This window comes from Pseudomonas sp. MF6747, assembly GCF_963890955.1.
Taxonomy (GTDB): Bacteria; Pseudomonadota; Gammaproteobacteria; order Pseudomonadales; family Pseudomonadaceae; genus Aquipseudomonas.
In genome coordinates this window covers 1-25,376 of record NZ_CAWPSZ010000012.1, presented here as the reverse complement: position 1 = coordinate 25,376, position 25,376 = coordinate 1, and the positions used below count along the sequence as shown (strand labels likewise).

Sequence of the window (25,376 nt, the reverse complement as noted above, 5' to 3'; positions counted from 1 at the left end):
GGTTTTATCAGACGAGTGCTAGGGTTTGGGTTGGCCGGTGTGAATCGGCAGACGTTGATGGACACTTCTGGGCCATCCTTGCGACATTACTTAAAAGATTTAACTCAATGACTATCTTAGTAACCGGCGGTGCAGGCTTTATCGGTGCAAACGTGGCATTGGGCCGGGTAGTGAAGCACTACTCCGAGCGTTCTGTATGAGGAGAATCTTGCTGCTTGGCAAAAATGGCCAGGCAGGCTGGGAACTCCAACGTAGCTTGGCGCCTTTGGGGCAAGTCCTGGCGTTGCACTCCAAAAGCCCGGACTACTGCGGTGACTTGAAAGATCTGCAAGGGCTGGCGGCTACCGTGCAGCGGTTTGCGCCTGACGTAATCGTCAACGCAGCGGCTTACACCGCCGTCGACAAGGCCGAGAGTGAGCCGGGCCAAGCGCTGCGCGTGAACGCTGAAGCCCCGGCGGTGCTGGCAACAGAAGCCCGAAAGCTGAATGCCTTGCTGGTGCATTACTCCACGGACTATGTGTTTGACGGCCAGGGTGATACGCCGTGGCAGGAAAGCGACCCAGTCGGCCCGCTGAGTGTCTATGGCACCACCAAGCTTCAAGGCGAACAGGCTATCCAGGCGTCCGGCTGCGCGCACCTTATTTTGCGCACCAGTTGGGTGTATGCGGCGCGCGGTAATAACTTCGCCAAGACCATGCTGCGCCTGGCAGCGGAACGTGACAGCCTGAATGTGATCGACGACCAATTCGGCGCCCCCACCGGGGCGGACTTGCTGGCCGACGTCACCGCACATGCCATCCGTGCGGCGCGTTTGAACCCTCAATTGCAAGGCATCTACCATCTTGCGGCAGCCGGTGAGACCACTTGGCACCGGTATGCCCGTTTCGTGCTCGAACAGGCGCAGGCGGCAGGCGTGGAGCTCAAAGTCGCTTCGGCATCCGTCGGCGCGATAACCACGGCCGCTTTTCCCACGCCTGCCAAGCGTCCTGGCAACTCTCGACTCAATACTCAAAAACTGCAGAACGCCTTCTCCCTTTGCCTGCCTGAATGGCAGGACGGCGTGGCACGGATGCTTAAAGAAATTCTAGAGAAATGAACATGCTTAAACGTAAAGGAATCATTTTGGCCGGTGGTTCAGGCACACGCCTGCACCCTGCAACCTTGGCAATCTCCAAGCAATTGCTGCCGGTTTACGACAAGCCGATGATCTACTACCCGCTGACCACGCTGATGCTGGCGGGTATTCGCGACATCCTGATCATTTCCACGCCACAGGACACCCCGCGCTTCGAACAGCTGCTGGGTGATGGCAGCAACTGGGGCTTGAATCTTTCCTACGCCGTACAGGCATCCCCGGATGGTCTGGCCCAAGCTTTCATCATCGGCGAGGACTTTATCGGCAACGATCCGTCGGCGCTGGTGCTGGGCGACAACATCTATCACGGCCACGACTTCAACGAGCTGCTCAAAAGCGCCATGCAGCGTGAGGACGGCGCCAGTGTGTTCGCTTATCACGTCAACGATCCCGAGCGTTATGGCGTGGTTGAGTTCGATGCCCAGGGCAAAGCGATCAGCCTGGAAGAAAAGCCACTGAAGCCCAAGTCGAACTACGCCGTCACCGGTCTGTATTTCTACGACCAGGACGTGGTTGAAATCGCCAAGAGCATCAAGCCGTCGCCACGTGGCGAGCTGGAAATCACCGACCTCAACCGCATCTACATGGAGCGCGGCAAGCTATCGGTCGAAATCATGGGTCGTGGCTATGCATGGCTGGACACGGGTACTCATGAGTCGCTGCTCGAAGCCAGCAGCTTCATTGCCACGCTGGAGCACCGTCAGGGCCTTAAAGTGGCTTGCCCTGAAGAGATCGCCTTCCGTCAGAACTGGATCAATGCAGAGCAACTAGAGCGCCTGGCCGCACCGTTGCTCAAGAACGGTTATGGCCAATACCTCAAGCGCCTGCTCCACGAGAGAATTTACTAATGAAAGTCACACCATTAGCTATAGCTGACGTATTGTTATTTGAGCCGAAAGTGTTTGGTGATGATCGTGGCTTCTTTTTTGAGAGCTTCAACCATCGCTCTTTTGAAGAGGCTATCGGCCGCTCAATACAATTCGTGCAAGACAATCACTCTCGTTCAGTCAAAGGCGTATTGCGTGGTCTGCACTATCAAACGCATCAGACTCAAGGAAAGTTGGTGCGCGTCGTACAAGGCGAGGTGTTTGATGTTGCTGTGGATATTCGCCGCAGCTCTGCGACATTTGGGCAGTGGGTGGGTGCTTATCTTTCTGCGGAAAATAAGAATCAACTGTGGGTGCCTGAAGGTTTCGCTCATGGTTTTGTTGTGCTCTCGGATACGGCAGAGTTTCTCTATAAAACAACGAACTACTACGCACCTTCGCATGAGCGATCGATTCTGTGGAATGATCCGGCTCTAGCTATAAAGTGGCCAATAAATGAGCCTCCAGCTCTATCAGCAAAGGATATGCAGGGTTCGTTACTGGCTAAGGCTGAGGTTTTTGATTGATGCAAAATTTTTCCTACTCTCCTATAGAAATGGTTGCAAGTTATTGGCGTATCGATCTCTTATTAATACGCTTACGAAGCGAGAGATATTAGGGCGATATCGGGGTTCAAGTTTTGGTCTGCTTTGGTCATTTTTTAACCCAATATTAATGCTTGCAGTTTACACTTTCGTTTTTAGTGTGGTTTTCAATGCGCGTTGGGGCGCGGGAAGTGGTGGGTCAAAAACAGAATACGCTCTTGTTCTGTTTGCGGGTCTCATAGTGTTTAATATTTTGCTGAGTGTGCTAGTCGTGCTCCGGATCTGGTGTTGTCCAATGTTAATTATGTGAAGAAGGTTGTTTTTCCTTTGGAGATTTTGCCTTGGGTGATACTCGGGGCTGCCTTGTTTCATGGGTTGGTAAGCCTGTTCGTATGGCTAATATTTTATTGTATATTCTTTGGTGTTCCTCATTTAACAGTGCTCTATTTCCCCGTCGTTGTTTTTCCATTGATTGTTTTTTTTCGATGGGGGTTTCCTGGGCGCTTGCTTCCCTAGGCGTGTATTTGCGTGATATATCACAGGTTATCGGTGTGGTGATTACTATGCTCATGTTTCTATCTGCAATATTTTATCCTGTATCATCCCTCCCTGAAGACTACCAAGTAATTATGCAAATGAATCCTCTTGTGCCCATTATGTGGGCGGTGGGGTAGGTTGCTCGCGCGTTAATCGTCTGGACGGATGAACCCGTCATCAATATCCAGTCCGGCTCTTGCCGCGAATGGGCTGTGAAGCACTATTCCGAGCGTTTGGTATGAAGATTCTATTGCTGGGTAAAAATGGCCAGGTGGGCTGGGAGCTCCAGCGGAGTATGGCGCCCTTGGGCCAAGTGCTTGCGCTCGACTCAAAAAGCCCGGACTACTGCGGCGACCTCAACGATCTGCCGGGTCTGGCTGCGACCGTGCAACGGTTTGCGCCTGACGTCATCGTGAACGCAGCGGCCTACACCGCTGTCGATAAAGCCGAAAGCGAGCCCGCCCAAGCCCTGCGTATCAACGCAGAAGCCCCGGCGGTACTGGCCGCCGAGGCGCTGAAGCTGAATGCCTTGCTGGTGCACTATTCCACCGACTACGTGTTCGCCGGCACCGGCGACACGCCGTGGCTGGAAAGCGACCCGGTCGGCCCGCTGAGCGTCTACGGTACGACCAAGCTGCAGGGCGAGCAGGCCATCCAGGCCAGCGGCTGTGCGCACCTGATCTTGCGTACCAGTTGGGTCTACGCAGCACGCGGTAACAACTTCGCCAAGACCATGCTGCGCCTGGCCATTGAGCGCGACAGCCTCAACGTGATTGACGACCAGTTCGGTACGCCCACCGGGGCGGACCTGCTGGCCGACGTCACCGCGCACGCGATCCGCACTCTGGGCTCGAACCCGCCTTTGAGCGGGGTGTATCACCTCGCCGCCGCAGGCGAGACCACCTGGCACCGCTATGCCCGCTTCGTGCTCGAACAGGCGCAAGCGGCTGGCGTGCAGCTCAAGGTCGAACCGGCCAACGTGGGCGTGATCACCACCGCGGCCTACCCGACGCCGGCCAAACGCCCGGGTAACTCCCGACTCAACACTCAAAAACTGCAAAATGCCTTCTCACTGCGCCTGCCTGAATGGCAGGACGGCGTGGCACGGATGCTTAAAGAAATTCTAGAGAAATGAACATGCTTAACCGTAAAGGAATCATTTTGGCCGGTGGTTCAGGCACACGCCTGCACCCTGCAACCTTGGCAATCTCCAAGCAATTGCTGCCGGTTTACGACAAGCCGATGATCTACTACCCGCTGACCACGCTGATGCTGGCGGGTATTCGCGACATCCTGATCATTTCCACGCCACAGGACACCCCGCGCTTCGAACAGCTGCTGGGTGATGGCAGCAACTGGGGCTTGAATCTTTCCTACGCCGTACAGGCATCCCCGGATGGTCTGGCCCAAGCTTTCATCATCGGCGAGGACTTTATCGGCAACGATCCGTCGGCGCTGGTGCTGGGCGACAACATCTATCACGGCCACGATTTCAACGAGCTGCTCAAAAGCGCCATGCAGCGTCAGGACGGCGCCAGTGTGTTCGCTTATCACGTCAACGATCCCGAGCGTTATGGCGTGGTTGAGTTTGATGCCCAGGGCAAAGCAATCAGCCTGGAAGAAAAGCCACTGAACCCCAAGTCGAACTACGCCGTCACCGGTCTGTATTTCTACGACCAGGACGTGGTTGAAATCGCCAAGAGCATCAAGCCGTCGCCACGTGGCGAGCTGGAAATCACCGACCTCAACCGCATCTACATGGAGCGCGGCAAGCTGTCGGTCGAAATCATGGGCCGTGGCTATGCATGGCTGGACACGGGTACTCATGAGTCGCTGCTCGAAGCCAGCAGCTTCATTGCCACGCTGGAGCACCGTCAGGGCCTTAAAGTGGCTTGCCCTGAAGAGATCGCCTTCCGTCAGAACTGGATCAATGCAGAGCAACTGGAGCGCCTGGCCGCACCGCTGCTCAAGAACGGTTACGGCCAATACCTCAAGCGTGTGTTGCTCGAGAAGATTTTTTGATGGGCCTGTCGTCAATAATCAAACCGACCTGGAGACAACAATGAGCAGTACCAAACACTTTTTCGTCCACAGCCATGCGCTGTGCGAATCCGAAAATATCGGTAAAGACACGCGTGTCTGGGCCTTCGCGCATATCCTGCCGGGGGCCACGTTGGGCAGTGAATGCAACGTGTGCGACAACGTTTTCATCGAAAACGATGTGATCATCGGTGACCGCGTAACACTCAAGTGCGGCGTGCAAGTGTGGGATGGCATCACCCTTGAAGACGACGTTTTTATTGGGCCGAATGCAACCTTTACCAATGACCTTTTTCCGCGCAGCAAGGTCTATCCGCAGACCTTTGCCCGCACGATCGTTCGAAAAGGCGCGTCGCTGGGTGCCAACTGCACCATCCTTCCAGGCCTGACGATTGGCACCAATGCCATGATTGGTGCCGGGGCCGTCGTCACACGGTCTATTCCGCCCAACGCAATCGTTGTCGGCAACCCCGCCAAAATCATTGGCTATGTTGATACTAAGCCGGTCGATGCAAGCCAGGATGGGGCTGAAAAGGTCGCCAGCACGCCTGGGGCGGTCGCCACTTCTGTCAACGGCGTCACGTTGCACACCATGACGGAGGTCGCCGACATTCGCGGCAGTCTGTCTGTGGGCGAGTTCGAGCGAACAGTGCCGTTCAAGTCAGAGCGTTACTTTCTGGTATATGACGTGCCGACGGCAGAAACACGCGGCGAACATGCGCACCGGGTCTGCCATCAGTTCCTGGTGGCGGTGAAAGGTTCGGTGCACGTGGTTGCCGATGATGGCAAGAACCGCGAGGAATTCGTGCTGGATCGGCCGAACAGGGGCTTGTATTTACCGCCGATGACCTGGGGGATTCAGTACCGCTATTCCCAGGACGCGGTACTGATGGTGTTCGCTTCACACCGCTATGATGCTGCCGATTACATTCGCAATTACGACGAATTCAAAATGCTCATCACCGGCGCTTGATGGCCGTAACTGCCTGCGGTCCATCCATTACTGCCCGTGAGTCACGCCGCTGAGGTTGCCAACGCAATCAGCGGCGTTTCCCCGACAATAATGTCCCCACCCGCAACACCAACCACAACGCCCCCCCCAATCAACACCCCGCCATACACATGCGCCATCGACAACGGCTCATCCAGCAGCAACGCCCCCCACAACACCCCAAACGGCGGAATCATAAACGTCACGGTCATCGACTTCACCGGCCCAATCGACGACAGCAAGCGGAAGTACAGGATGTACGCAAACGCCGTGCACACAAGGCCCAGACCTAGCAGTGATGACCAAACCTGCCAGCCACCCCAACTCGCGGGCGGATGGCTGATCGCGCTGTAGGCAAAAAACGGCAGCAAAAACAGGGTGGCGCCGAGCATGCTGCCCAGCGCGGCGAGTCGGCTGTCCAGGCCGCCGCGTTGGTCCAGCCAACGCCGTGCGAGGAACCCGGCGAAGCCGTAGCAGGTGGTGGCTAACAGGCAGGCCAGCGCGCCCATCAATAATTCCAGGTCAAACGCCACCGGCCCGGCGCGCGTCAGCACGGCCACGCCGAGCAGGCCCAGGCTGACGCCGGCGATTTTCGACGGCGTCAGGCGTTCACTGAAGAACAACCCGCCAATCAACACGCCCATCAGTGGCGTGGTGGCGTTGAAGATCGCCGAGTAGCCGGCCGGCAGCACCTGCGCGGCCACCGAGTACATGGTCGCGGGGATGCCGGAGTTGATCACGCCCAGCAGCAGCACGGTCTTGAACTTGCCCTGGAAGTCCCAGTTGACGCGCATCGCTGCGAGTATCACCAGCAAGCCGGCGGCGGCAATCGACACGCGAAAGAACGCGGTCGGCACGGTGCCGATTTCCGGCGCGATGATGCGCATGAACAGGAAACTCGCGCCCCAGATGGCAGCCAGTCCCAGCAAATACAGGGTGTCGACAGGTCTCACGGAACACTCCTACCTCAATAAGGCGGCGAGTGTTGCCTAGAGGCCTGGCCGACACAATGGCTAATTACAGGACAAACCGCGTCACCATGCCATTGAGGTCCACGGCCAGGCGCGACAGCTCCTGGCTGGCGGCGGAGGTCTGGGTCGCGCCCGCGGCGGTTTGGGTGGACAGGTCGCGAATGTTCACCAGGCTGCGGTCGACGTCACGGGCCACCAGTGCCTGCTGCTCAGCGGCGCTGGCGATCACCAGGTTGCGCTCGCTGATCTGCGAGATGGCCGCGGTGATTTTTTCCAGCGCGCTGCCGGCGCTGTTGGCGCGTTGCAGGGTCTGGCCGGCGTGTTCGGCGCTGCTGTTGAGGGCGTCGACGGTGTCCTGGGTACCTTGCTGGATACCGGTGATCATCTGTTCGATTTCTTCGGTTGAATCCTGGGTGCGTTGCGCCAGCGAGCGCACCTCATCGGCCACTACCGCAAAGCCTCGGCCGGCTTCGCCTGCGCGCGCTGCTTCGATGGCGGCATTGAGGGCCAGCAGGTTGGTTTGCCCGGCGATGCCGCGGATCACTTCGAGCACTTTGCTGATGTCCTGAGCCTGCACGGCCAGGCCTTCGGCTTTGCTCGAGGCGCCAAGCACTTCGTCCACCAGGTTCTGGATCGAGCTGATGGTTTCGCTGATCTGATAGTGGCCGTGCTTGCTGTCTTCATCGGAGGCCTTGGACGCTTCGGCGCTGGACACCGCGTTGCCCGCCACTTCGTCCACGGCCGCGCTCATCTCGTTGACGGCGGTCGCCGCCTGTTCAATTTCATCGTTTTGCGCCTGCAGGCCACGGGTGCTCTGTTCCATCACCGAGCTCATTTCCTCGGCGGCGGAGGCCAGTTGCTGCGCCGATTCGCTGATGCCATGGATCGTGGTTCGCAGCTGGTCCTGCATGGTGGCCAGGGCCGTCAGCAATTGCGCCGGTTCGTCGGTGCCTTTCACCACCACAGGCTGGCTCAAATCGCCGCCGGCGATGGTGCGTGCCACGGCCAGGGCCTGGCCGAGGGGGGCGGTGATACTGCGGGTCAGCAGCCAGGCGAGCAATAAAGTGGCGATCAACGCGCACACGATGATCAGGCCGACCACCCACTGAGCGCTGGCATACATCTGCGCGGCAGCATTGGCCGCGTCTTCGACGCCTTTCTGATTGAAGGTGATCATGTCCTCCAGGCTCTTGTTGAGGACCGTACCTTGGGGTGCCAGGCGGCTGGTCAGCAGGTCGATGGCATCTTGCTGTTGATCCTTGTCCACCAGGGCCACCATCTGCCCGACGATGCCGAGATAGGTGCCCACATCGGCTTTGAGTTTTTTCAGCAGAGCGGCTTCTTCGTCGCCGCTGGTCAGGGTTTCGTGATGGGTCAGCAGCGTTTGCAGCTCAGTGCTCTGGCGGGTGATCAGGCTTTTGCTGTTGTCGCGAATCCGCGATTCGTCGGTGGTCGCCAGGCGCAAGGCCTCCAAGCGGATACTGGCCACATAGGCCGCGCTGTCGTGGATATTCTCGATGCTCGGCATCCATGACTCTTCGATGACCAGCGCGCTTTCTCGCAGCTTAGCCATCTGGCCTAGGCCAAACAGGCCGACAATCACCAGCAAACCGGCCAACAGCGCAAAACTCAGACTGGCGCGCAATCCGATCCTCATGTTCCTCAATGACATCTCAATGCTCCTTAGGCGATTAGAACCTGTTCCCGGATCGGTCTTCAGACCTTGTTAGGCTGGGAGAGGGCGCGCTATATATCAAAGTGCCACTAAGGAGGTAATCAGGGTTTCCCTTACGGTGTATCAATTCGGTTACATAAGTTGTGAAACGCAAGCGCGCTGCTGTTTACCCTGGCAGGCGTCAAGCCACGGCCTTGCAGGGCTGTAGCCAAAGGTGCTGGCGCGTTTGGCTGCGTTTACTGACCATACGGTCGAATCATGAAATTTGAAAAAACCCTACAATGTGTCGACAGTTGTACAGCGTGACCCAAAAAATCATCCTTCTCGTGCCCCCGTTCACTGGCTAAGCTCAGGGCTTCCAGACGCCCGTTCGAGGTTTCCCGTATGCCGCAGTCCGCGCTTGCCATCGCCCGCATGATCCTCGATGGCTTCGACGATTACCGTGAGCACTTCCGCCAGATCACTGACGGCGCCCGTGAACGTTTCGAGAAGGCCCAGTGGCAGCAAGGGCAGGCGGCTTCGGCGGCGCGGATCAACTTGTACGAAGAGAAAGTCGCTGAAGTAACGGCGCGCCTGCGTGCCCAGTTCGACGAGGCCACGCTGCTGGAAGTGGACGCGTGGCCGCTGGTGAAGCGTGCCTACATCGGCCTGATCGACCTGCGCTTTGACGATGAATTGTCCGAGACCTGGTACAACTCGATCTTCTGCAGCCTGTTCAGTCACGACCTGATCAGCGATGCCTGCATGTTCATCCACACCACGCGGCCGAGCCTGCGCCGTGCGCGTGCGGCGCAAACCCGCGTTTATCAGCCGGCGGGCGACCTGACGGCGATGCTGGCGCAGGTCTTCGCCGATTACGCGTTCAGCGAACCCTACGCAGACCTTGCGACCGACCTGCGCCGGCTCGAAGCGCAATTGCGCGAAAACCTGCCGGACTGGGTGTGCAAAGATCCGGACCTCAATGTTGAGCTGTTTTCCTCGGTGCTCTACCGCAATAAAGGCGCCTACCTCGTAGGACGCATCTACACCCGTGACGAACAATGGCCGTTGGTGATTCCGCTGCTGCACCGCGAAGGGCGCGGCATTCAGATCGACGCGCTGATCACGGACGAAGCCGACGTGTCGATCATCTTCTCGTTCACGCGCTCGTATTTCATGGTCGACGTACCGGTGCCAGCGGAATTCATCGGGTTTCTCAAACGCATCCTGCCCGGCAAGCACATCGCCGAGCTGTACACCTCAATCGGTTTCTACAAACACGGCAAGTCGGAGTTCTACCGCGCGCTGATCAACCACCTGGCCACCACCGATGACCGCTTTATCATGGCGCCCGGCGTACGCGGCATGGTCATGAGCGTGTTCACACTGCCGGGCTTCAACACGGTGTTCAAGATCATCAAGGACCGCTTTTCACCGTCGAAAAACGTCAATCGCGCCACCGTCATCGAGAAGTACCGTCTGGTAAAAAGCGTCGACCGCGTGGGGCGCATGGCCGACACCCAGGAGTTCGCCGATTTCCGTTTCCCCTTGAGCAAGTTCGAGCCTGAATGCCTGGCCGAGCTGTTGGAGGTCGCTGCGGGCACCGTCGAAGTGGAAGGCGACACCGTGCTGATCCGCCACTGCTGGACCGAACGGCGCATGACCCCACTCAACCTCTACCTCGACAACGCCAACGACGCCCAAGTGCGCGAAGCGCTGGAGGACTACGGCCTGGCCATCAAGCAACTGGCGGCGGCGAACATCTTTCCCGGCGACATGCTGCTGAAAAACTTCGGCGTCACCCGCCACGGTCGCGTGGTGTTCTATGACTACGACGAAATCTGCTTTCTCACCGAAGCCAACTTTCGCCACATCCCGGCACCGCGCACGCCCGAGGACGAAATGGCCTCGGAGCCCTGGTACTCCATTGGGCCGCTGGATGTGTTCCCCGAAGAATTCCCGCCGTTCCTGTTTGCCGACGCCGGCCAGCGCAAGCTGTTCGACGAGCTGCACGGCGAGCTGTACAACGCCGACTACTGGAAAGGCCTGCAGGAAGCGATTCGCGCCGGCAAGGTCATCGACGTGTTCCCGTACCGCAGAAAAGAGCAGCTGTAAGCCTCAAGCGGCAAACCACGGGTAAGCGGTTTTGCGTCTACTTGCCGCTTGAAGCTTGACGCTGATAGCGGCTTTTCTGCCACACTTGCCGGCCGTGCATAAATGACGACCTTCAAAGTACCTGATGACTGACCAAGCGCCCGCTATCGACCAACTGCTGAAAAACCTCGATCACGCCATGCTCGCCGACCGCCACCGCTTGCGGCGCCAGTTGCTCGAGCTGCGCAAGAAGCCCGACGAGGACAAGCTGGCGCAGTGGGTCACGCGCATGCAGGCGTCCTGCGCACAGGTCACGGCGCGGCGTGCCAGCCTGCCGGTGATTCGCTACGACGACAGCCTGCCGATTGCCGCCAAGCGCGACGAGATCAAAGAGGCGCTGCAAAAGCATCAGGTGCTGATCATCGCCGGTGAAACCGGCTCGGGTAAAACCACTCAACTGCCGAAAATCTGCCTGGAAATCGGCCGTGGCCAGTACGGCCTGATCGGCCACACCCAGCCGCGCCGAATCGCCGCGCGCAGCGTCGCCAGCCGCGTCGCCGAAGAACTGGCCACGCCGTTGGGCGCGCTGGTCGGCTATCAGGTGCGTTTCGAAGACCAGAGTGACTCCAACACCCTGATCAAGTTGATGACCGACGGCATCCTTCTGGCGGAAACTCAGAACGACCGCTACCTGGAACGCTACGACACGATCATCGTCGACGAAGCCCACGAACGCAGCCTGAACATCGACTTCCTGCTCGGCTACCTGAAAACCCTGTTGCCGCGTCGCCCCGACCTGAAAGTCATCATCACCTCGGCGACCATCGACCTGGAGCGTTTTTCCAAGCACTTCGACGATGCACCGATCGTCGAGGTCTCGGGCCGTACCTTCCCGGTGGACACTTGGTATCGCCCGCTGACCCTGGAGCAGGACGAGGAGGGCAACCGCGTCGAGGACGACTTGACCGTCGACCAGGCGATCCTTGCTACCCTGGATGAAATCGCCGCCTATGAACGCAGCGAGCGGCGCAGCCCTGGCGATGTGCTGGTGTTCTTGCCGGGCGAGCGCGAGATTCGTGACGCCGCCGAGATGCTGCGCAAGGCCCAGCTCAAGCACACCGAAATTCTGCCGCTGTATGCGCGCCTGTCACCGGCTGAACAACAGCGCATTTTCCAATCCCACCCGGGCCGCCGTGTGGTGCTGGCGACCAACGTCGCGGAAACCTCGTTGACCGTGCCTGGCATTCGGTATGTGATCGACAGCGGCACCGCGCGCATCAGCCGTTACAGCTACCGCGCCAAGGTGCAACGCCTGCCGATCGAGGCAATTTCCCAGGCCAGCGCCAACCAGCGTAAAGGCCGTTGCGGTCGGGTCGAGCCCGGTATTTGCATCCGCTTGTACAGCGAAGAGGATTTTATCGGCCGTCCGGAATTCACCGACCCGGAAATCCTGCGCACCAACCTTGCCGCCGTAATCCTGCAGATGCTGCACCTGCGCCTCGGCGAAATCACCGATTTTCCGTTTATCGAGCCGCCGGACGGCAAGGCCATCAGCGACGGTTTCAACCTGCTGCAAGAGCTCTCGGCGGTTGACCGCAACAGCCAGCTCACGCCGCTGGGCCGCCAACTGGCGCGCCTGCCAGTGGACCCGCGCATGGGCCGCATGCTGCTCGAGGCCGCCAAGCTCGGCAGTTTGCAGGAAGTGCTGATCGTCGCCAGTGCCATGTCGATCCAGGACCCGCGTGAACGCCCGCCAGAGCGTCAGCAAGCGGCCGACCAAGCCCACGCACAGTGGAAGGATGCCGATTCTGACTTCGCCGGGTTGGTAAACCTGTGGCGCGGTTTTGAGGAGCAGCGCCAGGCGCTGACCGCCAGCCCGTTGCGCAACTGGTGCCGCAAGAACTTCTTGAATTACCTGCGCCTGCGCGAGTGGCGCGATTCCCATCGCCAGCTCAGCCTGATCTGTCGCGACATGCAGTTGACCGTCAATAAAGAGCCGGCGGACTTTGCCAAGCTGCACAAGGCTGTGTTGTCTGGCCTGTTGAGCCAGATCGGCCAGAAGACCGAAGACGGCGATTACCTCGGCGCGCGTCAGCGGCGCTTCTGGATTCACCCGTCCTCGGGCATCGGAAAGAAGCGCCCGCAATGGCTGATGACCGCCGAACTGGTAGAAACCACCAAGCTGTACGCGCGCATGGTGGCAAAGATCGATGCCGACTGGATCGAGCCGCTGGCCGGGCACCTGATCAAGAAAAACCACTTCGAGCCGCATTGGGAGAAGAAGCGCGGCCAAGTGGTGGCCTTTGAGCAAATCACGCTGTTCGGGCTGATTGTGGTTGGGCGCCGGCCGGTGCATTACGGGCCGATTGACCCGGTGGTGTCGCGCGAGCTGTTTATCCGCGAAGGCCTGGTGCGCGGCGAGATTCAGTCGCGGGCCAAGTGCCTGGCGGCCAACCAGCAACTGCTGGAGCAGCTCGACGAACTGGAGGCCAAGGCGCGCCGTCGCGACATCCTGGCGGACGAAGAAACCCTGTACGCCTTCTACGATGCGCGCTTGCCGGCGGAGATCCACCAGACCGCGACGTTCGACAGCTGGTACAAGGTCAACAGCCAGAAAGACCCGCAACTGCTGATCATGCGCGAAGAAGACGTGCTGGCCCGCGAGGCCAGTGAAGTCACGGCCCTGCATTATCCAGACACCTTGCACCTGGGCGATCTGGAGTTGGCGCTGAGTTATCACTTCGAACCCAACCACCCCCGCGACGGTGTGACCCTGCGCGTACCGGCGCCACTGCTGCCGGCATTGCCGCCGGAGCGCCTGGAATGGCTGGTGCCGGGGGTGATCGAAGCCAAGTGCATTGCCCTGGTGCGCAACCTGCCCAAGGCGCTGCGCAAAAACTTTGTACCGGTGCCGGATTTCGTCAAGGCGGCGCTGCAACGCATCGAATTTGGCCAGGGCTCGCTGCCCCAGGCGCTGGGGCGCGAACTGCTGCGCATGACCGGCGCACGGGTCAGCGATGAAGCCTGGGCCGAGGCGGCGCAGCAGGTGGAAAACCACCTGAAGATGAACCTGGAAGTGGTCGACGGCCAAGGCAAGTTCCTCGGCGAAGGGCGCGACCTGGCCGAGCTGACCGCGCGTTTTGCCGAGGCCAGCCAGGCCGCGTTGGCCGTGCCGCAAACCGCCAAAAGCCAGCAACCGGTGCAAGCCAAGGTGTTTGCGGCGGTGGCCGAGAAGACCCAGCAAAAGATCGCGGGGCTGTCGATGACGGTCTACCCGGCGCTGGTCGAAGAAAATGGCACGGTCAAGGAAGGGCGGTTCTCGACGGCCGCCGAGGCAGAGTTCCAGCATCGTCGCGCGTTGCAGCGCCTGCTGCTGCAGCAATTGGCCGAGCCGGCGAAATTCCTGCGCGGCAAATTGCCCGGCCTGACCGAATTGGGCCTGATGTACCGCGAACTGGGGCGCGTCGATGCACTGGTGGAAGACATTCTGTTGGCCAGCCTCGACACCTGCGTACTGGAAGGCGAAGCCAGCTTGCCGCGTGACGGTGCAGGTTTGGCGGCCCTGGCTGAACGCAAGCGCGGCAGCTGGACCGAGCACGCCGAGCGCCTGGCCCGCCTGACGCTGGAAGTGCTGAAGCTGTGGCATGGCTTGCAAAAGCGCTTCAAGGGCAAGATCGACCTGGCCCAGGCGGTGGCCTTGAATGACATCAAGCAGCAGCTGAGCCATCTGGTGTACCCAGGTTTTGTGCGGGAAACCCCGGCGCAGTGGTTCAAGGAACTGCCACGTTTCCTTAAGGCCATTGAGCTGCGCCTGGAGAAACTGCCCAGCCAGGTGCAAAAGGACCGAGTGTGGAGCACTGAGCTGAGCGGCCTGTGGGCGCAGTACCAGAACCGCCTGAACAAACACGCCCAGGAAGGCAAGCGCGACCCTCAGCTGGAGCTGTATCGCTGGTGGTTGGAGGAATATCGCGTGTCGTTGTTTGCCCAGCAGTTGGGCACCAAAGTGCCGATTTCCGATAAGCGTTTGAGCAAGCAATGGAGCCAGGTGGAGGCCTGAAGCCCTCTCGGTTAGCGAGGTTGTGGGAGCTGGCTTGCCTGCGATGGCATCCCAGTGATTTGACTGATACACCGCGGTGTCTGCATCGCAGGCAGGCCAGCTCCCACGGTCAGCATGGGGTTTATCCGGAAATGGCGCCAAATCCCCGAGGTTGTGGCAAACTTCGCGGTCATAAATGCCGGGATCGTCGTGATGGGCTGGTGTGCAGCCGCGGCGCAATGGAATAAAGCGTTGCCAGTTTGATGCCCGCTGGACGGAATCGAACGACTTAAAGTTTGGTACGACGGTACCAATATCTTCTGCCTGACAGATTTAGAGGAACGACCGTGCATAACGTCGTCATCAGCGGCACTGGCCTGTACACCCCGGCCAACAGCATCTCCAACGAAGAGCTGGTGCAGTCTTTCAATGCCTATGTTCAGCAGTTCAACACTGACAACGCCGCCGCCATCGAGCGCGGCGAGGTCCAGGCACTGACTGAGTCCAGCGCAGCCTTTATCGAGAAAGCATCGGGCATCAAGAGCCGTTTTGTCATGGACAAGGACGGTATTCTCGACCCGCAGCGCATGGCCCCGCGTTTGCCCGAGCGCAGCAATGACGAGTGGTCGGTGCTGTGCCAGATGGCCGTTGGCGCGGCCGAACAGGCCCTGCAGCGCGCGGGCAAGACTGCCGCCGACATCGACGGCGTGATCGTGGCCTGCTCCAACCTGCAGCGCGCCTACCCGGCCATCGCCATCGAAGTCCAGGAAGCGCTGGGTATCGAAGGTTTCGGTTTCGACATGAACGTGGCGTGCTCGTCGGCGACCTTTGGTATCCAGAACGCCGCCAACAGCATCCAGCTGGGCCAGGCGCGGGCGATCCTGATGGTCAACCCGGAAGTCTGCACCGGCCACCTGAATTTCCGTGACCGTGACAGCCACTTCATCTTCGGGGATGCGGCCACGGCCGTGATTCTCGAGCGCGCCGACCTGGCGACTTCCGAGCACCAGTTCGATGTGGTGAGCACCAAACTGCTGACCAAGTTTTCCAACAACATCCGCAACAACTTCGGCTTCCTCAACCGCACGGCGGAAGAGGGCATCGGCGCGCCGGACAAGCTGTTCGTACAGGAAGGTCGCAAGGTCTTCCGTGATGTCTGCCCAATGGTGGCGGAACTGATCGGCGTGCATCTGGACGAAAACCAGCTGAATGTGGCCGATGTGAAGCGTTTCTGGCTGCACCAGGCCAACCTGAGCATGAACCACCTGATCGTGAAAAAACTGCTGGGCCGCGAAGCCTCGGTGGAAGAAGCGCCGGTGATTCTCGACACCTACGCCAACACCAGTTCGGCAGGTTCGGTGATCGCGTTTCACACCTACCAGGACGACTTGCCAAAAGGAGCCGTGGCGGTGCTCAGTTCGTTCGGTGCAGGTTACTCGATCGGCAGCGTGATCCTGCGCAAACGCTGATCTCGAGGCAGAATGCGGTCAATGTGGTAGCTGGCTGCTTGCGATGACGATGGTGGGACCGCCGCCGCTATCGCAGGCAAGCCAGCTCCCACCGGTATCGGATTTCCACAGCAGGATTGAGGTAAACGATGGCAGCAGCCAACGACGCGCACCTGCTGGAACGGCTGCTCAAGGGCGAGCAGCGGGCCTACAAGGAATTGGTCACCACCTACCAGAGCGCCATGCGGGCAGTGGCCTATGCCATTGTCGGCCAGCGCCACGCCGACGAAGTGGTGCAGGACGCGTGGTTGTCGGTGGTGCGCAACCTGGCCAAGTTCGAAGGGCGTTCCAGCCTCAAGACCTGGCTGCTGACCATCACCGCCAACTCCGCCAAGGGCCGCTATAAACAAAATCGCCGGGAAGTGTTGCTCGACGATTTGCCCTCACCTCACGGCACCATCGGTGACGATCGCTTCGTCCCCGACGATGGACACTGGGCCGTGGCCCCGTACGCCTGGCACCAGGACACCCCGGAAGCGTTGCTGACCGAGGATGAGTTGCGCAAGTGCCTGGAGCATACGTTGCTGAGTTTGTCGGAGCTGCAAAGCAGCGTGCTGGTGCTGCGTGAGCGCCAAGGCCTGGAGTTAGAAGAAATTTGTAATCTTCTGACGCTCTCGCTCTCCAATGTCCGTGTGCTGTTGCATCGGGCACGGCTTAAAGTCTTCGCCACGGTGGAGCATTTTGAGGAAACGGGCGAATGTTGACCTGCAAAGAACAAGTGGCACGTTCCAGTGACTACCTCGATGGGCAATTGACCTTTCGCGAACGTTTGCTGGTGCGTCATCACTTGATGTTTTGCCCTAACTGCCGGCGATTTATCCGTCAGATGCGCCTGATGCAGGCGACTTTGAAAATCATGCCGGAAGAACCGGTAAAGGACGTGGATGCATTGGCTGACCGGCTGGTAGCCGAGCGGCTGAAAGATCAGTAAAAGCGCGAACAATGCAGACTCGCGTGGGTGGGGCGAACGGATGATGAGGGGCGACCCACCCACGCAAGGCTGTTGAAACCACCTCGGGCCGTCCTGGCCCAAGGTTTATTGCACACCCATTAGAACTTGGCTTCAGCATCCAACTGCAGGGTGTTGGTGTTGGCATCACGCTGCGTACGGCTGGCGTAGTCTGCCTTGGTCAGGAAGTACGTGGCGCCGAGGGCGAAGTTCTTGTCGATGTCGTAGCTGACCTTCATCTTGTGGCCGCGTGAGCCGGTGGTGCCGTTGGCGAAGTCCGAGTCGGTGAAGGCACCCACCACGGCGTTACGCTGGATATCGCGGTAGTTGTAGTCCAGGTTCAAGCCGAACACTTTGGACTTGGCACCGATCAACCAGGCAGTGTCCTGATCGGTCACCGCGTCGTTGTTTTTCACGTACTGGCCATAGAACGCCAACGGCACTGCCAGGCCGCCGATGTCGGCCTGGGCGAAGCCTTCGTACAGGCGGAACTGGTTGTCGGCCGAGTTGCCGTTGACCGCCAATGCGCAAGGCGTGGTGGTGGTCGTGCAACGGCTGTCCTTGTCGTTCTGGTAGGCGTAGACGCTGCCGCCCAGGGTCATTTTCAAGTTGTCAGTCAGCGAGAACCGCGTGCCCAACTGGCCGGACGTCAGGCGCAGGTCGTGACGAAATTGCACGCCGTCGCCGTCGACGTTGTCCTTGAGGTTGTAGTTGCCGATGCTGCCGAACAACTCGGCGCTGCTGCCCAGTGGGTATTTGTAGGTCAGCGCCAGGCCTTCCGGGTTGATGTCGCTGTCCCAGATCACGTCGCCCATGTTGACCCACGGCTGCAACATCTTGCCGCCGATCACGTGCAGGTTTTTGATCTGGTCCGGGTGGTAGTCAATGTAGCCCAGGTCCAGCCAGATCGACTTCTTGTCGAAGTAGTTGTCCTGGTCCTGGTTGGTGGAGCGCGCGTCGTCGCTGCTGCCGGTGGCAATGCGAATGCCGGTGTCGACCTGCGAGTTGACTTCGGTGTAGGCGCCCAGGCGGGCACGGATGCGCTGACGGTCCTTGTCACGCCCGCCGTTGTTGGATTCGCCCTGGATCTTCACGGTTTCCTGACGGAAGCGCACGTCACCCTTGAGCTGAGTGCGCGCGGCCCAGGCCAGTTTCTGGTCGAACACACTCAGGTCGTTGGTTTTTTTCGCGGTGGCCGCGATCTGCTCGTTGGTCTCTTGTTGAGCTTGCTGTGCGATCTGCTTTTCTTTCTGGTCCTTGGCTAATTCCGCCTGCAGTTCGGTGTACTGCGCAGCGGTGATCTGGCCGTTGGCCTTGAGCATGTCGAGCAATTTAGCGTCGACTGCAGCGCTGGCCGGAACGCTCAGGGCCAGCAACAGGCCGCCACACAGGGCCGCCGCAGTTTTAGTGGAAGCAAGACGCATATCAATCTCCGAAAGTGAGGAGGGATGGCAAACCATCCAGGACACAACCGACCGATGACGGACGGAAAATAGCCGCCTGCTAGAACCAGGCGCTCTAAAAACAGGCGTCAGTATCACGATCACTTATGACGGGACAGTGGCTAAGTGATGTCATGTAGATGACAAAATATTTAATAAGGAACTATTTGAGTTGGCCTTTGTCCTGCCATTTGGGCGTGTGCGAAAGCCACCGATAAGCGATACTCGCCAGGCTTTCACGCCCTGAAGTAGTGAGGATGCCGATGCCGTTGCAACGCCTGGACGCCCTGTCCGAAATCGCCCCGCAGGTATGGGATGCCCTCGTGCCGCAGGCCCAACCTTTTGTGCGGCATGCATTTCTGAGCGCGCTGGAAGACAGCGCCAGCCTGGGGCCGCAATCGGGCTGGCAACCTGAGCATTTGCTGCACTGGGAAGGCGATCGCCTGGTGGCGGCAATGCCCAGCTACCGCAAATGGCATTCCTACGGCGAATACGTGTTTGATCACGGTTGGGCCGATGCGTGTGAGCGGGCAGGCATTGATTACTACCCAAAGTTGCTGACGGCAGTGCCGTTCAGCCCGGTCAGCGGGCCGCGCTTGCTGGCCAGGAGCGCCGAAGACGCTTTCGAGCTGCTGAACAGCCTGCCGGGCTACCTGGAAATCGAAGGGCTCTCCAGCGCCCACATCAACTTCACTGACCCTTTGGCCGACCAAGCCTTGACGCAGCATCCAGGTTGGTTGCAGCGTTTGGGCTGTCAGTTTCATTGGCAAAACCGCGGCTATCGCGACTTCCAGGATTTCCTCGACGCCTTGAGCTCACGCAAGCGCAAACAAATGCGCAAAGAGCGCGAGCAAGTGGCGGGGCAGGGCATCGAGTTCGAATGGCTGCAAGGCCATGAGTTGAGCGAAGCGCAATGGGATTTTGTTTACGCCTGCTACGCCAACACCTACGCCGTGCGCCGCCAGTCGCCGTACCTGACGCGGGCGTTTTTCAGCCTGCTGGCCGAGCGCATGCCCGAAGCGATTCGCGTGGTGCTGGCTAAACAGGGCTCGCGCCCGGTTGCCATGGCCTTCAGCCTGATCGGTGGCGACAGCTTCTACGGGCGTTATTGGGGCTGCCTGGCGGAATTCGACCGCCTGCATTTCGAAACCTGCTTCTACCAAGGCATGGATTACGCCATTGCTCACGGTTTGCAGCGCTTCGACGCCGGCGCCCAAGGCGAGCACAAATTGATTCGCGGGTTTGAACCGGTGATCACCCGGTCGTGGCACTACCTGCGCCACCCAGGTCTGAAAAACGCCGTGGAAGATTTCCTCGAGCGCGAGCGCGTAGGGATTCTGGCGTATGCCGAAGAGGCGAGGACAGCCCTGCCTTATCGGCAGGGCTGAACCCTTGACCTCAGGCTGGGTCCTCCTCGCCCAGCCATCGATAGGTCGCGCCGCCGATCACCGCACCGAAAATGGGCGCCAGCCAGAACATCCACAACTGCTGAAGCGCCCACCCGCCGACGATCAGTGCCGGGCCGGTACTGCGGGCCGGGTTGACCGAGGTGTTGGTCACGGGGATCGAGATCAAGTGGATCAGGGTCAAGGCCAGGCCAATGGCGATAGGCGCGAGGCCCGCTGGGGCACGACGGTCAGTGGCGCCAAGGATGATCAGCACGAACATCGCCGTCATCACCAGCTCACAGACAAACCCCGTTGCCATTGAGTAACTGCCCGGCGAATGCTCGCCGTAGCCATTGGAAGCCAGGCCCGATGCCAGTTCGAACCCGGGTTTGCCGCTGGCAATGAAGTACAACAGCGCAGCGGCGACCGTGCCGCCGATAACCTGCGAGATGATATAAGCCGGTAACTCCCTGGCCGGGAACCTCCCGCCCACTACCAAGCCTACTGATACGGCCGGGTTGAGATGGCAGCCGCTGATGTGCCCGATGGCAAACGCCATGGTCAACACCGTGAGCCCGAACGCCAGGGCTACACCCAACAGCCCTATCCCGACGGCGGGAAACGCTGCGGCCAACACCGCACTCCCGCAACCGCCCAACACCAGCCAAAACGTACCCAATCCCTCTGTGATTGAACGTTTGAACAAAGACATGCAACACGTCCTTGATAGATCGCTCTACCCAATCAGTAAATCAATGATGCTCCCTGCAGATTTACTTCAGCGCCCGTCTGGGCACTGCTTTGATTGAAGCAGGCTTTTGTGGCAAATCCAGGCCATAAAAAAGCGCCAGAACCCTTTGGGTGCTGGCGCGATAGGCCAATGCTGCGATGCAATGCGATCGACTGTGGGAGGGTGTTTTCCCCGGAAGCGGTCAGTCGATGCCGACGAAGCCTCCGGTTTGATGCTGCCACAACCTGGCATACAGCCCGCCGTGGGCCAGCAATTCAGCATGGCTGCCGGTCTCGGCGATTTGCCCTTTCTCCAGCACCACCAACCGGTCCATCCGCGCAATGGTCGACAACCGGTGCGCAATCGCTATCACCGTCTTGCCTTGCATCAAGGTTTCCAGGCTCTCCTGGATCGCCGCTTCCACTTCCGAGTCCAGCGCCGAGGTGGCCTCGTCCATGATCAGAATCGGCGCGTCCTTGAGCAGCACCCGCGCAATGGCAATGCGCTGGCGCTGCCCACCGGAGAGTTTGACCCCGCGCTCACCCACATGGGCGTCCAGCCCGGTACGCCCTTCGGCGTCCGACAGCAGCGGAATGAATTCATCGGCGCGGGCCTTGTGGATGGCGGCCGTCAGTTCTTCATCGGTCGCATCCGGCTTGCCGTACAGCAAGTTGTCACGGATCGAGCGGTGCAGCAGCGAAGTGTCCTGGGTGATCATGCCGATCTGTGCGCGCAGGCTTTCCTGGGCGACCTCGGCGATGTTCTGCCCGTCGATCAGGATGCGCCCGCCTTGCAGGTCGTACAGGCGCAGCAGCAGGTTGACCAGAGTCGACTTGCCCGCACCGGACGGGCCGATCAGGCCGATCTTTTCCCCGGCCTTGATCGTCAGGTTCAAGCCGCCAATGATCCCGCTCTTTTTGCCGTAGTGAAAATCCACCTGCTCAAAGCGTACTTCGCCATGGGGCACGTTCAGGCGCGGGGCATTCTCGCGGTCGGTGACCGCCAGCGGTGCTGCGATGGTTTTCAGCCCGTCCTGCACCATGCCGATGTTTTCGAAAATGCCGTTGACCACCCACATGATCCAGCCGGACATGTTGACGATACGAATCACCAGGCCGGTGGCCAGGGCAATCGCACCCACGGAAATCAGCGACTGGGTCCACAGCCACAGGGCCAGGCCGGTGGTGGTGACGATCAGCAGGCCATTCAAGACGGCAATCGTCACGTCCATGCTGGTCAGCACGCGGGCGGCCAGCTGGGTTTTTTCGGTCTGCTCGATGATCGCTTCCTTGGCGTATTCCTGCTCATTCTGCGTATGGGCGAACAGCTTCAAGGTGGTGATGTTGGTGTAGCCGTCGACGATGCGGCCCATCAGTTTGGAGCGCGCTTCAGAGGAGATCACCGAGCGCTCTTTCACGCGCGGCACGAAGTAACGCAAGGCCAGGCTGTAGCAGATGATCCAGGTGATCAGCGGGATCATCAGCCGCCAGTCGGCCTCGGCAAACAGCACCAGGGCGCTGATCGCATAGATCGACACGTGCCAGATGGCCTCAGCCGTCGCCACCGCCGAGTCACGCAAGGAGTTGCCGGTTTGCATGATGCGCTGGGCGATACGCCCGGCGAAATCGTTTTGAAAGAAATTCAGGCTCTGCTTGAGCACGTAGCTGTGGTTTTGCCAGCGAATCAGGCTGGTCATGCCGGGGTTGATGGTCTGGTGCACCAGCAAGTCATGCAAGCCGTTGAAGATCGGGCGCAACAGCAGGGCGACCACGGCCATCCAGATCAGCTCGGCGCTGTGAATCTGGAAGAAGTTGGCGGGCGGTGTGCCTTGGGCCAGATCGATAATGCGGCTCAGGTAGCTGAACAACGCCACTTCGATCAACGCACCGATCAGGCCTACCACCAGCAAGGCGGCAAAGCTTGGCCACACCTGGCGCAGGTAATAGAGGTAGAAGGGCAGGACTTTGTCGGGCGGGGCGTCGCTGGGGGCAGCGCGGAAAATATCGATCAGTTGTTCAAAACGACGATAGAGCATTAGGTTGACGCCCGCCTGGCGGGCTCTCCTGTTCAAATGCGCGCGTGACCTTGTGGGCCATGCGCGGAGCTACCTGCAGACCTCAGTCGATGCGCTTGGCCGACTTGATCAGAACAGGATCGATAGGCACGTTTTGCATGCCCTGCTTGGTGGTGGTCTGCGAGTTGACGATGATATCGACCACGTCCATGCCTTTGACCACTTTGGCGAACACGGCGTAACCGGCGTCACGGCCCGGATCGAGGAAAGCATTGTCGGCGACGTTGATGAAGAACTGGCTGGTGGCCGAGTTCGGGTCATTGGTGCGGGCCATCGACAGAGTGCCGCGTACGTTGTGCAGGCCGTTGCTGGCTTCGTTCTTGATCGGTGCTTCAGTTGGTTTTTGCGACATCTGCGCGGTGAATCCGCCGCCCTGGACCATGAAGCCCGGGATCACGCGGTGGAAAATCGTGTTGGTGTAGAAGCCTTTGTCGACATAGGCCAGGAAGTTCTTGGTGCTGATCGGCGCCTTGACCGGGTCCAGTTCGATTTCAATGTCGCCATTGGTGGTGGTGATCAGGACGTGAGGCGCCTTGGCGGGCTCGGCGGCCATCAGGTTGGCGGCGAACAAAACAGAACCGGCAAAGAAGGCGATTTTTTTCAACATGGGTCAGTGATCCTGGGTAGTGGTTTCGACTGTCTTTAGAAAATCGAGCAAGGTAGCGTTAAAGACTTCGGGTTGATCCAAAGGCGTGGCATGGCGGGAATCCTCGATCACCACCAGTCGCGCATCGGGCAGCAGTTTTACATAGATTTCTTTTTGCGCCACGGGTGTGTAGTCGTGGTCGGCGCTGATGACCAGGGTTGGACAGGTGATCCGGGAAAGTTGTTCCTGTACGCCCCAGCCCACAATCGCGTCGAAACTGGCGAGATAAGCACGTTTGTCGTTTTTTGCCCAGCGTTCGGCCATCTTGCGCCGCAGGTCGCCCTGGTGCGGTTGGGGGAACAGCCGATCACCCAGAGCCTTGCCGATGGTGGCCAGGCTGAGCACTCGCGCCAGGCTCCAGCGCTTGGCCCACTGCCAATAATCATCGGCGCTGCGCACTTTGACTTCAGGCGCACTGTTGACGATACACAGGCTCTTGACCCGGCCAGGTTCGTCCACCGCCAACTGGAAGGCGATCATGCCGCCCATGGACAGGCCCACGACATGAGCAGGCGGCAGGTTCAGGTGTTCGATCAAGGCAAGCAGGTCGATGGTGAAACCCTTGATGCTGTAGCGCTCGCGAGGTTTGTCGGAGCGCCCGTGGCCGCGCACATCCACCACGATCAGGCGGTAATGGCGGGCCAGCACCGGAATCTGCAGTTCCCAGTCCTGGCTGCTGGAGCCCAGGCCGTGGATCAGGATCAACGGGCTGCCGTGGCCGTATTCCTCGTAATGCAGGCTGCAGCCTTCATGGTCGAACCAGGCCATGCATGAACTCCGTTTCAGGCTTGCTGGGGAGCGGCGTAAGGCGCGTCCAGGGGAGCGGTGTCAAAGGTGCGCAGCAATTCCACGAGGATCTGTGTGGCTGGGCCCAGGGGTTTGTCCTTGTTCGCGTACAGATAAAACGTCGGGTTGCGGCTGCCGCCTTTTTCCAAGGGTAGCTGCTTGAGCAGGCCATCCTTGAGTTCGCGCTCAATCATGTGTCGGGGCAGCCAGGCAAAGCCCAGGCCGCTGCTGACGAATGTCGCGGCGGTGGGCAGGCTGCCGACGGTCCAGCGCTGTTCGGCGCCAAGCCAGCCCACGTCTCGCGGTTGCTGGCGGCCGGAGTCGCGGATCACCACCTGCATCTGGCTTTCCAGGTCCTGGAAGCTCAGCTCACGGTTCAAACGATGCAGCGAATGGTCCGGGTGGGCCACGGCGATAAATTCCACATCGCTCATTTCCGTGCCCAGGTAGCCGGGGATAATGAACCCGCTGATCGCCAGGTCGGCCATGCCATCCATCAGCAACTCTTCGACGCCCGACAGCACTTCTTCACGCAGGCGCACGCGGCAGCCACGGCTTTGCGGCATAAAGGCGGTGAGGGCGCGCACCAGGCGTGCATTGGGGTAGGCGGCGTCCACGACCAACCGCACTTCAGCCTCCCAACCCTGTTCCATGTGGTGGGCAAGGTCTTCCAGTTGGCTGGCGTTTTTCACCAGTTGCCGCGAGCGGCGCAGCAACACTTCACCGGCGTCGGTGAGCACCGCCTTGCGCCCGTCGATGCGCAGCAGCGGCACACCGAGTTGGTCTTGCATGCGAGCGACGGTGTAACTCACCGAAGACTGCGAACGGTGCAACGCTTCAGCCGCCTGGGCGAAGCCGCCGTGGTCGACCACGGCTTGCAGCGTGCGCCATTGATCGAGGGTAACGCGGGGCGCTTTCAAGATGAGCTCCTCTTGTCCTAAGCTGGCGGTCCTTATTGGAGACTGCCGAATGAGAAAATTCTGT

At 59.6% G+C, this 25,376-nt stretch carries 19 protein-coding genes and 2 pseudogenes; 13 read left to right on the top strand and 8 right to left on the bottom strand.

Features of this window, described 5'->3' with window-relative positions; genetic code table 11:
- The first annotated feature begins 196 nt into the window (after nucleotides 1-196).
- The 7 genes and pseudogenes from rfbD (AACW30_RS12845) to AACW30_RS12815 all read left to right on the top strand — a co-directional run bounded on the left by rfbD (AACW30_RS12845) (nucleotide 197) and on the right by AACW30_RS12815 (nucleotide 6,096).
- Nucleotides 197-1,096, top strand: coding sequence for a dTDP-4-dehydrorhamnose reductase (gene rfbD, locus AACW30_RS12845; RefSeq protein ID WP_200622697.1), 900 nt, complete (start codon nucleotides 197-199; stop codon nucleotides 1,094-1,096).
- 2 nt (nucleotides 1,097-1,098) lie between these two features.
- The gene (rfbA, locus tag AACW30_RS12840) at nucleotides 1,099-1,983 is read left to right on the top strand and encodes a glucose-1-phosphate thymidylyltransferase RfbA (protein WP_200622694.1); all 885 of its coding nucleotides are present in this window, start codon (nucleotides 1,099-1,101) and stop codon (nucleotides 1,981-1,983) included.
- On the top strand, nucleotides 1,983-2,528 hold the full coding sequence (gene rfbC / locus AACW30_RS12835; protein ID WP_119742193.1) for a dTDP-4-dehydrorhamnose 3,5-epimerase: 546 nt from the start codon (nucleotides 1,983-1,985) through the stop codon (nucleotides 2,526-2,528). Before rfbA (AACW30_RS12840) ends, rfbC begins: the two co-directional genes overlap by 1 nt.
- Nucleotides 2,528-3,199, top strand: a pseudogene (locus tag AACW30_RS12830) (ABC transporter permease); the annotation flags it as partial. The gene rfbC and the pseudogene AACW30_RS12830, both read left to right, overlap by 1 nt.
- Before the next feature lie 122 nt (nucleotides 3,200-3,321).
- Complete coding sequence (rfbD, locus tag AACW30_RS12825) at nucleotides 3,322-4,218, top strand: dTDP-4-dehydrorhamnose reductase (RefSeq protein ID WP_200622686.1); 897 nt, start codon at nucleotides 3,322-3,324, stop codon at nucleotides 4,216-4,218.
- A 2-nt stretch (nucleotides 4,219-4,220) separates the two neighbouring features.
- Entirely contained in the window at nucleotides 4,221-5,105 is an 885-nt protein-coding gene (gene rfbA, locus AACW30_RS12820; RefSeq protein ID WP_200622682.1) for a glucose-1-phosphate thymidylyltransferase RfbA, read from the top strand.
- Nucleotides 5,106-5,145: 40 nt separating this feature from the next.
- A complete protein-coding gene (locus tag AACW30_RS12815) occupies nucleotides 5,146-6,096 on the top strand; it encodes a WxcM-like domain-containing protein (RefSeq protein ID WP_200622671.1) in 951 nt (316 codons plus the stop codon).
- 67 nt (nucleotides 6,097-6,163) lie between these two features.
- On the opposite strand, the pseudogene AACW30_RS12810 reads toward AACW30_RS12815, so the two are convergent.
- Together AACW30_RS12810 and AACW30_RS12805 are read right to left on the bottom strand one after the other, a co-directional pair.
- Nucleotides 6,164-7,067, bottom strand: a pseudogene (locus tag AACW30_RS12810) (DMT family transporter).
- A gap of 64 nt (nucleotides 7,068-7,131) precedes the next feature.
- A complete protein-coding gene (locus AACW30_RS12805) occupies nucleotides 7,132-8,742 on the bottom strand; it encodes a methyl-accepting chemotaxis protein (protein WP_442793471.1) in 1,611 nt (536 codons plus the stop codon).
- A gap of 402 nt (nucleotides 8,743-9,144) precedes the next feature.
- Here AACW30_RS12805 and aceK point away from each other — a divergent pair, with 402 nt between their 5' ends.
- The 5 genes from aceK (at nucleotide 9,145) to AACW30_RS12780 (ending at nucleotide 17,308) form a co-directional block, all read left to right on the top strand.
- On the top strand, nucleotides 9,145-10,854 hold the full coding sequence (aceK, locus tag AACW30_RS12800) for a bifunctional isocitrate dehydrogenase kinase/phosphatase (protein ID WP_106576370.1): 1,710 nt from the start codon (nucleotides 9,145-9,147) through the stop codon (nucleotides 10,852-10,854).
- A 124-nt stretch (nucleotides 10,855-10,978) separates the two neighbouring features.
- The gene (gene hrpA, locus AACW30_RS12795; RefSeq protein ID WP_200622665.1) at nucleotides 10,979-14,890 is read left to right on the top strand and encodes an ATP-dependent RNA helicase HrpA; all 3,912 of its coding nucleotides are present in this window, start codon (nucleotides 10,979-10,981) and stop codon (nucleotides 14,888-14,890) included.
- A 326-nt stretch (nucleotides 14,891-15,216) separates the two neighbouring features.
- Nucleotides 15,217-16,338, top strand: coding sequence for a beta-ketoacyl-ACP synthase III (locus AACW30_RS12790; RefSeq protein WP_106576372.1), 1,122 nt, complete (start codon nucleotides 15,217-15,219; stop codon nucleotides 16,336-16,338).
- Nucleotides 16,339-16,466: 128 nt separating this feature from the next.
- Nucleotides 16,467-17,081, top strand: coding sequence for an RNA polymerase sigma factor (locus AACW30_RS12785; protein WP_200622663.1), 615 nt, complete (start codon nucleotides 16,467-16,469; stop codon nucleotides 17,079-17,081).
- Nucleotides 17,075-17,308: an anti-sigma factor family protein gene (locus tag AACW30_RS12780; protein ID WP_106576374.1), complete on the top strand. Its 234-nt coding sequence runs from the start codon at nucleotides 17,075-17,077 to the stop codon at nucleotides 17,306-17,308. The genes AACW30_RS12785 and AACW30_RS12780 overlap by 7 nt, the downstream gene beginning before the upstream one ends.
- 119 nt (nucleotides 17,309-17,427) lie before the next feature.
- On the opposite strand, the gene AACW30_RS12775 is transcribed toward AACW30_RS12780, so the two are convergent.
- Nucleotides 17,428-18,750, bottom strand: coding sequence for a putative porin (locus AACW30_RS12775; protein ID WP_106576375.1), 1,323 nt, complete (start codon nucleotides 18,748-18,750; stop codon nucleotides 17,428-17,430).
- A gap of 281 nt (nucleotides 18,751-19,031) precedes the next feature.
- Here AACW30_RS12775 and AACW30_RS12770 point away from each other — a divergent pair, with 281 nt between their 5' ends.
- Nucleotides 19,032-20,156, top strand: a complete 1,125-nt coding sequence (locus AACW30_RS12770) for a GNAT family N-acetyltransferase (RefSeq protein WP_200622661.1) — start codon at nucleotides 19,032-19,034, stop codon at nucleotides 20,154-20,156.
- 10 nt (nucleotides 20,157-20,166) lie between these two features.
- On the opposite strand, the gene aqpZ is transcribed toward AACW30_RS12770, so the two are convergent.
- From aqpZ to AACW30_RS12745, 5 genes are all read right to left on the bottom strand, one after another.
- Nucleotides 20,167-20,868 (bottom strand): aquaporin Z, encoded by a 702-nt coding sequence (gene aqpZ, locus AACW30_RS12765; RefSeq protein WP_106576377.1) that lies wholly within the window; start codon nucleotides 20,866-20,868, stop codon nucleotides 20,167-20,169.
- A 220-nt stretch (nucleotides 20,869-21,088) separates the two neighbouring features.
- Nucleotides 21,089-22,921 (bottom strand): ABC transporter ATP-binding protein, encoded by a 1,833-nt coding sequence (locus tag AACW30_RS12760; RefSeq protein WP_124418203.1) that lies wholly within the window; start codon nucleotides 22,919-22,921, stop codon nucleotides 21,089-21,091.
- Nucleotides 22,922-23,003: 82 nt separating this feature from the next.
- Complete coding sequence (locus AACW30_RS12755) at nucleotides 23,004-23,567, bottom strand: peptidylprolyl isomerase (protein WP_106576379.1); 564 nt, start codon at nucleotides 23,565-23,567, stop codon at nucleotides 23,004-23,006.
- Between the two features lie 3 nt (nucleotides 23,568-23,570).
- Complete coding sequence (locus tag AACW30_RS12750; protein WP_106576380.1) at nucleotides 23,571-24,374, bottom strand: alpha/beta fold hydrolase; 804 nt, start codon at nucleotides 24,372-24,374, stop codon at nucleotides 23,571-23,573.
- Between the two features lie 14 nt (nucleotides 24,375-24,388).
- Nucleotides 24,389-25,312, bottom strand: a complete 924-nt coding sequence (locus AACW30_RS12745) for a LysR family transcriptional regulator (protein ID WP_106576381.1) — start codon at nucleotides 25,310-25,312, stop codon at nucleotides 24,389-24,391.
- Nucleotides 25,313-25,376 lie beyond the last annotated feature (64 nt).

Bases quoted from the DNA above. Each gene is read 5' to 3' on its own strand.
- rfbD (WP_200622697.1), top strand. From the start codon at position 197: ATGAGGAGAATCTTGCTGCTTGGCAAAAATGGCCAGGCAGGCTGGGAA.
- rfbA (WP_200622694.1), top strand. From the start codon at position 1,099: ATGCTTAAACGTAAAGGAATCATTTTGGCCGGTGGTTCAGGCACACGC.
- rfbC (WP_119742193.1), top strand. From the start codon at position 1,983: ATGAAAGTCACACCATTAGCTATAGCTGACGTATTGTTATTTGAGCCG.
- rfbD (WP_200622686.1), top strand. From the start codon at position 3,322: ATGAAGATTCTATTGCTGGGTAAAAATGGCCAGGTGGGCTGGGAGCTC.
- rfbA (WP_200622682.1), top strand. From the start codon at position 4,221: ATGCTTAACCGTAAAGGAATCATTTTGGCCGGTGGTTCAGGCACACGC.
- AACW30_RS12815 (WP_200622671.1), top strand. From the start codon at position 5,146: ATGAGCAGTACCAAACACTTTTTCGTCCACAGCCATGCGCTGTGCGAA.
- AACW30_RS12805 (WP_442793471.1), bottom strand. From the start codon at position 8,742: ATGAGGATCGGATTGCGCGCCAGTCTGAGTTTTGCGCTGTTGGCCGGT.
- aceK (WP_106576370.1), top strand. From the start codon at position 9,145: ATGCCGCAGTCCGCGCTTGCCATCGCCCGCATGATCCTCGATGGCTTC.
- hrpA (WP_200622665.1), top strand. From the start codon at position 10,979: ATGACTGACCAAGCGCCCGCTATCGACCAACTGCTGAAAAACCTCGAT.
- AACW30_RS12785 (WP_200622663.1), top strand. From the start codon at position 16,467: ATGGCAGCAGCCAACGACGCGCACCTGCTGGAACGGCTGCTCAAGGGC.
- AACW30_RS12780 (WP_106576374.1), top strand. From the start codon at position 17,075: ATGTTGACCTGCAAAGAACAAGTGGCACGTTCCAGTGACTACCTCGAT.
- AACW30_RS12775 (WP_106576375.1), bottom strand. From the start codon at position 18,750: ATGCGTCTTGCTTCCACTAAAACTGCGGCGGCCCTGTGTGGCGGCCTG.
- AACW30_RS12770 (WP_200622661.1), top strand. From the start codon at position 19,032: ATGCCGTTGCAACGCCTGGACGCCCTGTCCGAAATCGCCCCGCAGGTA.
- aqpZ (WP_106576377.1), bottom strand. From the start codon at position 20,868: ATGTCTTTGTTCAAACGTTCAATCACAGAGGGATTGGGTACGTTTTGG.
- AACW30_RS12760 (WP_124418203.1), bottom strand. From the start codon at position 22,921: ATGCTCTATCGTCGTTTTGAACAACTGATCGATATTTTCCGCGCTGCC.
- AACW30_RS12755 (WP_106576379.1), bottom strand. From the start codon at position 23,567: ATGTTGAAAAAAATCGCCTTCTTTGCCGGTTCTGTTTTGTTCGCCGCC.
- AACW30_RS12750 (WP_106576380.1), bottom strand. From the start codon at position 24,374: ATGGCCTGGTTCGACCATGAAGGCTGCAGCCTGCATTACGAGGAATAC.